Origin of the sequence: Domibacillus aminovorans (assembly GCF_001643235.1) — a bacterium.
GTDB lineage: Bacteria > Bacillota > Bacilli > Bacillales > Domibacillaceae > Domibacillus > Domibacillus aminovorans.
In genome coordinates, this window is sequence record NZ_LQWY01000027.1 from 1 (window position 1) to 11,810 (window position 11,810).

Consider the following 11,810-nt stretch of genomic DNA (forward strand, 5'->3'; position numbering starts at 1 on the left):
TGTGCCTTGAAAAGAATGTGAATATGGTCTTCATCGTGATTCCACTCCACCAAAGAGATATTGTATTTCTTACCTAACGATACAAACTTGCCTTTTGCATAGTCTGAAATGTTGTCGTCTATGACACTTCTTCTATATTTTACGACCAACACAAGATGATAATGCAACAAGAACACTGAATGATTATTACTGTCTAATTTCATTGTTATAACAGTCCTTATGTTTATTAAGACTGATTATACATCATTCGGAAACAATTGACAATAAATACCTTTAGGCTATCGCCTAACCGACATTCATCTCCCCCTTATCATTGGGCTTCGCCCTTCACACGATTGAAGAGGGAGTCTTCTGTCGGAAAATGATAAAATTCTATTGATATAAATTAATAAAATGTCTTTTCCATAACCTCTAACACCAAACTATAATTTTATAGGGGGTGGTTTGAGCAGGGATACTTTTCGTGGTAGGGCCATAGATAACAATTAGATTTCGGTTTGCAGGGTTGCTTGTAAAGGGTTGCCCATTTGTCAATAATAGTTGAGTATATGATGAAATATTTAATCTTAATTGACCATCACTACTCTCCAACTGGCTGTTAAAGTAGTCTATTTTTACATTTTGATATGGATTATCTTTTGCCATAACAAGTGCCCGATATTGTGGTGGGAAAATAAGAGGAACAGGTGCATTTGCATCATAATATCCAGTTACCCTATCTCCTACTGCCACTATTACATGGTCTACAAAGTAAGTAGTGGGTGACACCACGAAATTTACTAAGGCTCCGTGTCCGTTATCTACAGATATTAACTTATAACAACCTTCTCCTTCACCATTTAGCCCTATCATAAAATCACTAATCATGGTGACGGTACCATGAAAAGATGTGAAATTTATCATACTCATACCTCCATCGTTATTTAAACGTATCCCTATATAAATTATGCAATCCTAATACTTTGTGTTATCTGTACTAAATTACCTACAAAACATCGATGGGAGGAAAAAAGTATAATGTGTGCATTACAGAAAATAAATATAATATTGTTAAAATATGTTATGTGAAAGGTGCTGTATGGAATGAAAATCCTTATGAAATCAGAAAGGAAATTAATTGAAAAATTTGGGATAAGGTTCCATGCTACTTCACTTTTGCCATTTGCACACATTTATCCTTTTCATGAATACAATGGGTTAAAAAATATAAAAGGATAGATAAATATGCCCGTTACGTTTCCAGTTAGCATTAAAACGGTTAAAATCAGCAGCGGTCCGGATAAAATAGTCTTTTATCCCAAGGTAATCGGTATGCAAGATCAAGGAATGGAAAGATCAATTAATCGGGCGATTGCCTATCAAACCCAGCAGCTCATAAATCAACAAGTTGGGAATATGCCGACAACAGTGGTACAAATGCTCGGTTCGTATGAAATCAAAAACAATCAACGCCAGGTTCTGAGCTTATCGCTGTCTAATTATACGTACCACGATCATGCTGCCCATGGGATGACGTATATAAAGTCTTTAACATTTGATTTGCAAAAAGAGAAGCTATGTGAACTTAAAGACTTATTTAAACCTGGAAGTGATTATGTCAAAAGGCTCTCAACCTTGATTCGCATGCAAATCAAACAACGTGATATTCAGCTTCTGGGCGACTTCACAGAAATTCAGCCCAATCAAGACTTTTATATTGCGGACAAAGCTCTTGTTATCTATTTTCAGCTTTATGAAATCACCCCATATGCTTTTGGTTTCCCAATGTTTCCAATCTCCGTATTTGATTTACAGGATATCATTGACGAAAATGGTCCCCTCGGACGAATGGCTGTTAATGATTAACCATCCTTTTCACATAACAGCTAAAGAATAAGTTAAATCCTCAAATATAAACCTCATTTTGATAAGTCACGGTGAAGCGTATCATACGCAAGTGATACGATTTAGTTTATAATGAATCTTCGTTGATTTTTTCTTAGATATGGATTAAGAAACCTTATATTGAAAGTAGATCGTATTTTTGAACGTATAGAATTAAAATAAGCAGTGCTAGTAAAAGCTAGCATTGCTTATTTTTTGTATATAATTTTCTAATCATTGAATGATTACTATTATTTTGTATAGTTATCAAAATAACCTTGTATAAAGACAATAGGTGTACCTTTATCTCCGCTTCCTGAAGTTAAATCGGACAGAGAACCGATAAGATCAGTAAGTTTTCTAGGTGTAGTACCTTGTGCTTCCATCGATCCTACCAGATCAGAATTTTTATTGTTAATAAATTGAGAGATAGCTTGTTTAAGTTCTTCACCTCTTAAATCAGCAAAGTTATTATCGGCAAGATATTTTAACTTTACTTCATTAGGTGTACCATCAAGACCTGATGTGTAAGCTGGTGATACAACTGGATCAGCAAGTTCCCATATCTTGCCTACTGGATCTTTGAATGCTCCATCTCCATAAACCATGACTTCAACATTTTTTCCAGTCTTTTCTTTGAGCTTATGCTGTATTTTATCAACGATAGGTTGGCAATTACGTGGGAAAAGTTTAACACTATCTTCTGTTGATTTATTTGAACCTAGCAGGCCATAAGCTTCATTACATCCACTGCCATCAATAGACTCTGATAATATGTTATCGAGGCTATAAATTTTATCTCCACCATTTGCTTTTAATATTCTCTTCGTTCTAAATCTCGTATGAATATCGCAAGTAAGAACACTTTTTGTGTAATTTAAAATGGTTTTTGCATTATTTGAGAAGATAACTTCACATTCAACATCGTATTCCTCAACTAACGATTTATAATAGTCAATATAATCAACGCCAGTAAAAGTATGCTTAATATATCCAAAATGATCACGGAATTGTTTTTCTGTTAAAACATCTGTCCAAGGATTAACTCCCTTTTCATCAAGTACGTCTATATCTACTAAGTGATTACCAACTTCATCAGATGGATAGCTAAGCATTAATACAATTTTTTTAGCTCCTTTTGCAATACCACGGAGACAGTTTGCAAAACGATTACGACTTAAGATAGGGAATATGACTCCAACAGTATCTTCTCCAAATTTGGAACAAACATCTTTAGCAATATGATCGATAGTCGCATAATTACCTTGAGCACGAGCAACGATTGATTCTGTTAAAGTAACGATATCTTTATCATTAATTTTAAAGCCTTCAACTTCTGAAGCTTTTAACACACTATCTACAACGATCTTCTCGATATTATCCCCTTCATTTATTATGGGGCAGCGAAGACCTCTCACAACTGTTCCAACTACTCTTTCCAATATAATCGCTCCTTACAGCTATTAAAGTAAATTTAAAAAATTGTCTACTTGTACTATACATCGTTGTAATATTATAAGTAAAATTAATATATTGAATGTCAGATATAAGGAGTGATTATATGGTGAGTAAATTAGATTTATATAAAGTTTTTTGTAAGGTAGCGAAAAGTGAAAGTTTTTCCAAGGCGGCAAAAGATCTTTATTTGACACAACCAGCTGTTAGTCAAGCGATTATGCAGTTAGAAAGAGAATTAGATATACGTCTTTTTAATAGAACACCTAAAGGGGTATCTTTAACAAATGAAGGTAGTATTCTGTTTGAATATGTTAATTCGGCTATTAATTTAATTGACGTTGGGGAAGAAAAAATTTTAGAATTAAAGAATTTAACGACAGGGGAATTAAAGATAGGTGTAGGGGATACGATTTCCAAGTATTTCTTACTTCCCTATTTAGAAGCTTTCCATAATAGATATCCGAATATCAAGTTTTATATTGTTAATGGTACAACATTTGAACTCTGTTCGATCTTAAAATCAGGAGGGGTGGATATTGCCATTTGTAACCTCCCGATTGATGATCCTACATTAGAACTGAGACCATGTTTTGATATCCAGGATACGTTTGTTTACGGGGAGAAATTTAAAAAAATATTTTCTAAACCATTAAGCCTTCATGAATTAGTAAAACTACCATTAATTTTTCTTGAACCAAAATCAAATTCCAGAAAGTATGTAGAGGATTATATGATTTCTAAAGGTATAAAGATTTCGCCCGAATTTGAATTAGGTTCCCATGATTTATTATTGGATTTTGCCAAAATAAATTTAGGAATAGCATGTGTGACGAAAGAATTTTCCCAAGAGTATTTAAATAAAGGATTAGTGTATGAAGTACAATTAAATGAAGAAATACCGAAAAGAAATATAGGAGTATGTTTTTTGAAAAGTGTGCCTCTATCACCAGCTTCAACAAAATTTGTTGAGATCATAGAAAATAAATAGGTATAAAATATTTTTCTGTTAATTAATATTTATTTCGTAATTTAGCCACTGTTATCAATAATAATGGTAAAAATAAACCGTAACTCAAAGTAAAAGTCCACCAGATGGATAAAAGAAATTGATTAACATACGTTGTACTTGGCGCTGTTATAAGAGCAAGAGCATATACAATTAAAGCTAAAGGAAACATTAGCACTTTATGATCTTTAATTTTAAAAACTTGTGCTAGGCCTGCTGTTGCAGCATAAAAACAGATTGTCACTTTGAAATAAACAGTGAAAAACCAGATAAAAGCTAATATAACTTCTATTCGCTGAAGAAAACTTCCTATACTTATTTTTCTGGCTAACGCATAAGAGGGATAAATGGAATTTGATGTTAAATAACTACCTAGAACCAAAATACTTAAAAGTATAATAATAAAGAGAAAACTACTGCCAGTGATCATTCCGATCACAAAGCTTTTGGTAATTCTCTTTGTTTGATTGACATACGGTAAAACCATTAAAAGAAGTACAGATTCTAAGTAAAAACCAATAAGCGGAAGAGAACCGCGCAGTACTGGTTTTACCCCGTCTTCTAACACAGGCTGAATGTTCTCAAGATTAATCTTTGGGGAAACCGATAGAACTAGAATCAAAAAAAGTAGGATAACCCAGGGGAAAATAATTTCCGCTGTACGAGCTAGTGGTTCTACCCCAACATGTATTCCGAAGATGATAATACTTAAAAAAAGAATAAGGATAGCGTTAATTGGTGTGTCCGGCATAATTTTAGTTGTCATGAAATCTCCTAATTCCCAAATGGTGATACTTGAATCAATTAAAGCAAAGAAAACAAATAAAACCCCAATGATTTTTCCAACCCACAAACTAAGAACTTTCTCACTGATATCGACTATATTCATGGAGGGAAATCGTTTTCCAAGAAAGCTGTACAACGTAACTAAAAAGATCCCCATGACAGCCGCGAGTATGGCAGAAAGCCAACCATCCTGTTTCGCTATAGACGTAACATCTGAAGGAACGAATAATAGGGTGTCACCGATGACAAATAAAATGGCCAAACAAGTAAATTGCCGGGTATTTATTTTATTGTTATCAAACATTAATGGTATCTCCTCATGGTCATAATATATCTTTTATTCCCTTTAGTTCGAAGAAATATTCAGGGGATCTGATCCCTGATTAGCGCTTTAATGCAGCAGAGATCAGAGATGGAGTACTTTAAAGCGATAAAGAATTCACGATGACGTTTATTCATTTCCTAAATGTATTAAAAGTTGGGAAATAGGCATGATAATAGTGAAGACATCGAATGCTGCATTCGATGACTATAAGCTTGGATTGTTAAAAGAAAATGAGCAGTGCATGGAACCGGCTAATAAAAAAACGAAAAAATAGAGAACATACCATGTATAAAGTCACGATTATTTATATAAATGGGTTAGCTGATAAGGAGCTCATAGGCCGTTTTATCATAGAAAGACTTATGGATGACATTAACAACATTGAAAGTGGGGATTCTCAGTCACGAGGTCAATTATGTACATAGCGAACAACTATAAAAAGAAGAGGTTAAAGGAAGATTCATGAATAAAAATGTCTTTTTTCAAAGTATCTTATCGAATCTTTTCTCAATGATTTTGAAAGTAACCTAATAAGACTACTTTTTAAAGAAACAAAATACTGAGAGGGAGATAAAATGGATGAGTTTTTTGAAGAAACGAAGAAAAAACAGCGTTAAACGCCCTCTATTCGAGCAAGATGATCAAAACATGGAAACGAATAAAGAATTATTAAAAACAAGTCTGCAAGAAAACATTCAACACGTAAAACAACTGCTTGGAAATAGCAGCGACATCGTGATTAGAGAAATACAAATTGGCAAAAAGCAACTAGTTAAAGTATGTATTTTTTACACGGATGGATTGGTGGACACTAATTCCATTCAGAATTTTATCATGGAATCCATTATGTTAGATATCCATACCGGTCAGGAGCAAATACTATCGTCTCAACAGAACATTTTACAACAATTGAAGGATTGCATCCTTGCGGTTGGAGACATACGGGATGTGACGGAATTCAGTTCTTTATTAACTTCCCTGTTATCAGGGGATGTTATTCTCTTAGTGGATGGGCATGCACAAGGTTTTACAATCGGTATGCGTGGTGGAAAAGACCGGGGGGTAATGGAAGCCACCACGGAAACCATCATTCGAGGACCAAAGGAAGGTTTTACGGAAAAATTGCGTACGAATACAGCGTTAATTCGCCGGAAAATTAAAACCCCCCAACTTTGGTTGGAATCGAAAAAAATCGGAAAATTGACCATAACTGATGTAGGGATCATGTATATCAATGGAATTGTGAATGACAAAGTCGTTGAAGAAGTGCACAGGCGTCTAGATCGAATTGATATCGATGGAATCCTAGAAAGTGGCTATATTGAGGAATTGATTCAAGATGAAACGTACAGTCCTTTTCCGACTATATATTATTCGGAGCGCCCTGATGTGGTTGCTGCTGAGCTTTTGGAAGGGAAAGTTGCCATACTAGTGGATGGAACGCCGATTGTTCTAGTCGTCCCGGGACTGTTCGTCTCCTTTATCCAATCTTCGGAAGACTATTATCAGCGTACGTTCTTTAGCAGCCTTAATCGTATGCTTCGTTTTTTTTGTATTTTGATTGCTCTGTTAGGACCATCTGTATATATCGCTCTCACCACGTTTCATCAGGAAATGTTGCCAACTCCACTGTTGATTGGTTTAGCGGCTCAACGGGAAGGGGTTCCCTTTCCTGCATTCATTGAAGCTCTCCTAATGGAAATCGGATTTGAAATCTTACGGGAAGCTGGTTTACGAATGCCAAGGGCTATAGGGCCAGCTATGTCTATTGTAGGGACACTAGTGATTGGTACAGCGGCCGTTGATGCCGGAATTGTCTCGGCAGCCATGGTCATCGTTGTTGCGATCACTGCGGTTGCAAGTTTTGTCCTGCCTTCCTACGCCATATCTCAATCCTTTAGAATGCTTCGTTTCCCGTTTATGGCGCTTGCTGCTTCTTTTGGCTTGTTTGGGATACTAGTCGGGTTCATTGCGCTAGTGCTTCACATGTGCAGCTTGCGTTCCTTTGAGGTTCCTTATATGAGTCCTTTTGCTCCTTTTATTCGTGAAGACATTAAAGATACCGTTATTCGGGTCCCTATATGGAGGATGTTTTCCCGCCCCCGTATAATCAGCCAGAAAAACAATAAACGCGTACAATCTTCGGCACCGAAACCGCCTCGGAATAACATGTGAGATTGACTAAGAAGCGATCAGAGTCTTACAACAAAAAAACAAAGCTGCTCTATTTGGATTTGATGAAGCCATTCATCGCACGATTCAAAAGCTTCAAAAAGGGATAAAAGGATCTGGAAAAAAATTATTGTATCGTATGTGAATTTTTGATTATAAACAGAGATTCGACCCCTCTGAACGTTATCTCGTTCTTTAATAAAGCAAAAGAAAGGAGTAGTCAAAAGTGGTGGCTGTTGCAGGAATTCTTGTCATTTTGGCTGTGATCATCGCGATTAATGTTCCTCCACTGTTGAGGAAGAAATTAAAAAAGGAGTTGTGGATATTTTTCATTTTTTTACTATTCGGAACTATCTTAAGCATTGCTCAAGCTATGAATATCAAGATTCCGAATCCATTAGATTGGATTACAGCCATTTTTAAACCGCTTTCCGACATGGTTGAAAAATTATTAACGTGAAAATGGAGTAGGCAAAAGATGCTTCGAACAGCAAAAATGGGCATGTGATCATTTATGTTATAGATCATCGTATATAAGGTTGGCGGTTCCGTTCCTGTTCATACGTCAGGCCAACGACTTTTAAAATCTTGAAGAATGAAGATGGATGCATAAAATGAAATCGTCACTTTAAAATAATCCGTAATAAACCAAATAATAAAAAAATAGAGCGAAAGGAGGTTAATCCATGAAACGGAGCTTTACGATGTTTATCATTCTGATTGTATTTTTATTATTCACTGCAGGTTGCTGGAATCGTCGTGAATTAAATGAACTTGCCGTTACGCTGGCCATAGGGCTGGATAAGACAAGCGATGATCAATATCTTCTAACTGCCCAAGTAGTAAATCCAGGGGAAGTGGCTGGAGATCGTGGAGCAGGCAGTTCACCTGTAATCATCTATTCAGCAAAAGGGAAAACCGTTTCTGAAGCTATCCGGAAAATAACAGATGAATCCCCGCGGAGAATTTATCCATCTCATCTGCGAGTACTCGTGATTGGAGAGTCATTAGCAAAAGAAGGAATTGGAAAACCATTAGACCTTTTTTCAAGGGAATGGGACATGCGATCAGATTTTTATATCGTCGTAGCTAAGGGAATGGACGCAAAAAATATTCTAAAGGTGCCCACAGCTTTAGAAAAAATACCTGCCAATAAATTGTTTAATACCCTTAGCCTCTCATCAAAAGTATGGTCAGGTACAAGTGCCATTACATTAGATGAATTGATCACGGATATGGTAAGTGAAGGAAAACAACCGGTGTTAACAGGAATCCAAGCAGATATAAAAGGTGATGAAGAAACTTCTTTAAGCAAACAGAATGTAGAAAGGATTGATATGCCTGCCCGATTGTCCTATAACGGATTAGCAGTATTTGATAAAGATAAGTTAGTGGGCTGGTTAAATGAGAAACAAAGCCAAACGTATACCGTCGTTACAAGCAAAGAGAAGAGTACAGTTGTGGATGTATCGTGTCCGAAAGGTGGGAAATTTGTGTATCAAGTGATGAGTTCAAATACGGAAATGAAAGGTAAAATAAAGAATGGAAAACCCGAGATCGATCTAAATGTTCATGTGGAGGGCAATATAAGTGAAGTAGAATGCCCTATCGATTTGACAAAAACGGAATCGATTGACCAATTAGAGGAAATTTACGAAAAAACATCAAAGAAGGTGTTTAAAAAGGCAATAAAACAAGTACAGGAAGAATACAAAACGGATATTTTTGGATTCGGCGAGGCGATTCATCGAGCTGATCCTCAAGCTTGGAAAAAACTCAAAAAAGATTGGGCTAAACATTTTGAGAACGTGCCTGTAAATATAAGGGTACAAGGAGAAATCCGAAGCATAGGTACGATTGATAATCCATTCCAAGAAAAGTTAAAGTAAATTGCTTAGTTTATAAAAGAAACAAAAATGGTTAAATATGTTCAATACTGTTCTGGTGCAAATATAATATGATCTTGAAAGATTCGTGTAGCTTCCTAACGAAATCGAGGTTTACCCGGTATTTCCAACTAATAGGTAGATTAGTATTTGAATATTCGAAAAAGTATTCAAACAGGGGTATTAGTAATTCATTAATTTGTTATGATCATCAAATTGGAATCCATCGTGATGCCTCTATACCTCCCGACAAACTCAAAATAAGAAGGGAGGGGCTTTTTATGCAGGAAAATACCTAACTTTCTGGCAATATTCTCTTTATTGATTTGTGTAGGGTGAAAAACTTTCGAACTTACGTACAAACGAGTAACCCAATCTTCAAGGTTTGTCGTGTAATAATTACTCATCACCATAAGCGCACCCCCAGACATAAAAGATCGGAATCGTTTCTTTCCTTCGCTTTATGTGTGACCCAATCAAAATGTCTCCTTATTCCTTCCGTATCTTCTAGGGAAAGATTCTTCCATTTTTCAATATCAAAGAACCTAAAATCTTCTATAAAAAAGGTGTGTTTCTAGAAAGGGTTACGAAATGGAACTGCTACATAAAACATAGCTGAACCTTGACTGGCTCGCCCTTCCATTTATTATCGGCGTATTCTGTTACTACTATGGAAAAGCGACGGGTGAACTTGAAGCAGAAAAAAGCAAAAATAAAGACGACACGCTTTTCCAGAGCGGTCGCCAAAGAAATACCAATCCAAGAACATCATACCATACTTTCCTAAGATAGGCACTTCGGTGCTCGTCGATAGCAATCGAGCCAGGTTTCCCCGTACCTGTTCCGGATGTTATCGATGGACATCATCCATGCAGAGAAGGTGAAACAAGGCAAAAAGCCATCACGGGGGCTGAAAGAAAAGTGATCCTTTCTTGAATCCATTAAACTGGCTGGTCAGTGAGAAGCATAATGGTATGTACACACTTGTGCATCGTCACACTGAACAAGTCAAAGAAATACCAATGGATATCGCCATGAAAAAAATAGGTTAAGAGGAAGAGTCATCATGTTAAGAGATTACACGATTATCGAGCAAATAGAGATGATTATGTGTACGCATCTAGGTTTCCACGTAAGTACCCACATACAGGTTGTTTTCCAATCGATAGATTTCAAGGTCATAGAAGAAGTTAAAACGCCTGAATGGCCACTAGAACCGCCAAAACGAGCGCCGGAAATTGAATTAAACAGGTTATATGTCGCAAAACTTATGTGGACCTGGGAAACTTCAAAAGATCGATGTGATAAAGAATATTATGTCATTTCTGAGGATCGGGCAGTGATGTAGATTATTATCTTAATCCGGAACTAGAGGGATTACTCGGCAGAAACCCCAATGGGACAGAGTTCAGAAGTAGCAATATTCGATGAAGAAGAATCATCAGATAAGGAATGGTTCTTTGAGTTAAGAGAAAGGATGATGGCCAATGCGTAGGGGTATGAGGGAGATAACAATCTTGGTGAGGGGGAATTGATATGTATTTTGTAATTGTTCCAACTGTGCTCGGGAATTCTACAATCGAAAGTTACAAATGTAAGGAAGAGCAGAAAGATCAAGTAAAGGAATTTTGACAAATTTGTATTCGTACATGGTATATCTTCAATTAATCTTTTGATATATGTATATACGAGAGTCCTGATAAAAATTAACATAAATATGGTTGTTAACTAATTTACATATAAAGGAAGGGATGACCAGTAGGTATCCCGTTCCAATTAAAGACTATTCAGTTTTTAGTGGGGGATATATCCCCACATTTACATGATGGACAACTAAAGTCTGATTTATACATGGATTGTTAATTTACCAATCTTTCTATCACAATTGCTGCCTCATCTACAGTTTCATACTGTTCAACAGATTGAGTTTGAATCATTGTTACTTCAATTGTAGAAGTGTTTTTTAAGCAACAAACTGATGCTATAGATTGTCCGTCTTTTTCAAAGGTATGAGTGATGTCGATCGTGTTGTAAGAACATAACGTTCCTAACAGATCTTTTAGGCTATCTAAAGACATATTCATCTCTCCTCTCTAGCCAGTGGCTAGCATAGTGGAAATTCGGGAACAGATAAAAATCAGCCGGGACAGAGTCTGGATGGAAAAAGCAGCTTGCCCCCCGTTTTAAATATTCGAAGTTACCATAGCAAAATGTTCCGGACAGTAATAATATTTCCGATTAATAAAAATTTATGTAAGAATCAACAGGTGGGGGAGCGTCAAGAATTTTGTGTAAATGACGGAATCCCTTTTCT

Annotated in this window: 12 protein-coding genes; 7 read left to right on the forward strand and 5 right to left on the reverse strand. The window is 36.1% G+C overall.

Going from position 1 to position 11,810, the window contains the following annotated elements; genetic code table 11:
• Positions 1–203: IS200/IS605 family transposase (gene tnpA, locus AWH49_RS10950; protein WP_157723715.1), on the reverse strand; the 203-nt coding region annotated here is incomplete at its 3' end.
• 208 nt (positions 204–411) lie between these two features.
• Positions 412–903, reverse strand: coding sequence for a hypothetical protein (locus tag AWH49_RS10955; RefSeq protein ID WP_063965730.1), 492 nt, complete (start codon positions 901–903; stop codon positions 412–414).
• A gap of 321 nt (positions 904–1,224) precedes the next feature.
• Here AWH49_RS10955 and AWH49_RS10960 point away from each other — a divergent pair, with 321 nt between their 5' ends.
• Positions 1,225–1,845 (forward strand): DUF3298 and DUF4163 domain-containing protein, encoded by a 621-nt coding sequence (locus tag AWH49_RS10960; RefSeq protein ID WP_094777163.1) that lies wholly within the window; start codon positions 1,225–1,227, stop codon positions 1,843–1,845.
• Positions 1,846–2,114: 269 nt separating this feature from the next.
• Here AWH49_RS10960 and AWH49_RS10965 read toward each other — a convergent pair whose 3' ends face one another.
• Positions 2,115–3,305, reverse strand: coding sequence for a coenzyme F420-0:L-glutamate ligase (locus AWH49_RS10965; protein WP_063965731.1), 1,191 nt, complete (start codon positions 3,303–3,305; stop codon positions 2,115–2,117).
• A gap of 119 nt (positions 3,306–3,424) precedes the next feature.
• On the opposite strand from AWH49_RS10965, the gene AWH49_RS10970 reads away from it, so the two are divergent.
• Complete coding sequence (locus AWH49_RS10970) at positions 3,425–4,309, forward strand: LysR family transcriptional regulator (protein ID WP_063965732.1); 885 nt, start codon at positions 3,425–3,427, stop codon at positions 4,307–4,309.
• Between the two features lie 22 nt (positions 4,310–4,331).
• Here AWH49_RS10970 and AWH49_RS10975 read toward each other — a convergent pair whose 3' ends face one another.
• Entirely contained in the window at positions 4,332–5,417 is a 1,086-nt protein-coding gene (locus tag AWH49_RS10975) for a GerAB/ArcD/ProY family transporter (RefSeq protein WP_063965733.1), read from the reverse strand.
• Between the two features lie 600 nt (positions 5,418–6,017).
• On the opposite strand from AWH49_RS10975, the gene AWH49_RS10980 reads away from it, so the two are divergent.
• The 5 genes from AWH49_RS10980 to AWH49_RS11000 all read left to right on the forward strand — a co-directional run bounded on the left by AWH49_RS10980 (position 6,018) and on the right by AWH49_RS11000 (position 10,844).
• Positions 6,018–7,613: a spore germination protein gene (locus AWH49_RS10980; protein ID WP_063965734.1), complete on the forward strand. Its 1,596-nt coding sequence runs from the start codon at positions 6,018–6,020 to the stop codon at positions 7,611–7,613.
• 223 nt (positions 7,614–7,836) lie between these two features.
• Complete coding sequence (locus AWH49_RS10985; RefSeq protein WP_063965735.1) at positions 7,837–8,070, forward strand: hypothetical protein; 234 nt, start codon at positions 7,837–7,839, stop codon at positions 8,068–8,070.
• A gap of 226 nt (positions 8,071–8,296) precedes the next feature.
• A complete protein-coding gene (locus AWH49_RS10990; protein WP_063965736.1) occupies positions 8,297–9,499 on the forward strand; it encodes a Ger(x)C family spore germination protein in 1,203 nt (400 codons plus the stop codon).
• A gap of 929 nt (positions 9,500–10,428) precedes the next feature.
• Complete coding sequence (locus tag AWH49_RS21270) at positions 10,429–10,548, forward strand: DUF6906 family protein (protein WP_425305708.1); 120 nt, start codon at positions 10,429–10,431, stop codon at positions 10,546–10,548.
• Between the two features lie 14 nt (positions 10,549–10,562).
• Positions 10,563–10,844: a hypothetical protein gene (locus tag AWH49_RS11000; protein WP_063965738.1), complete on the forward strand. Its 282-nt coding sequence runs from the start codon at positions 10,563–10,565 to the stop codon at positions 10,842–10,844.
• Positions 10,845–11,355: 511 nt separating this feature from the next.
• On the opposite strand, the gene AWH49_RS11005 is transcribed toward AWH49_RS11000, so the two are convergent.
• Positions 11,356–11,574 carry a hypothetical protein gene (locus tag AWH49_RS11005; protein ID WP_063965739.1) on the reverse strand — a complete coding sequence of 73 codons (219 nt, stop codon included), beginning with the start codon at positions 11,572–11,574 and terminating at the stop codon, positions 11,356–11,358.
• Between the last annotated feature and the right edge of the window lie 236 nt (positions 11,575–11,810).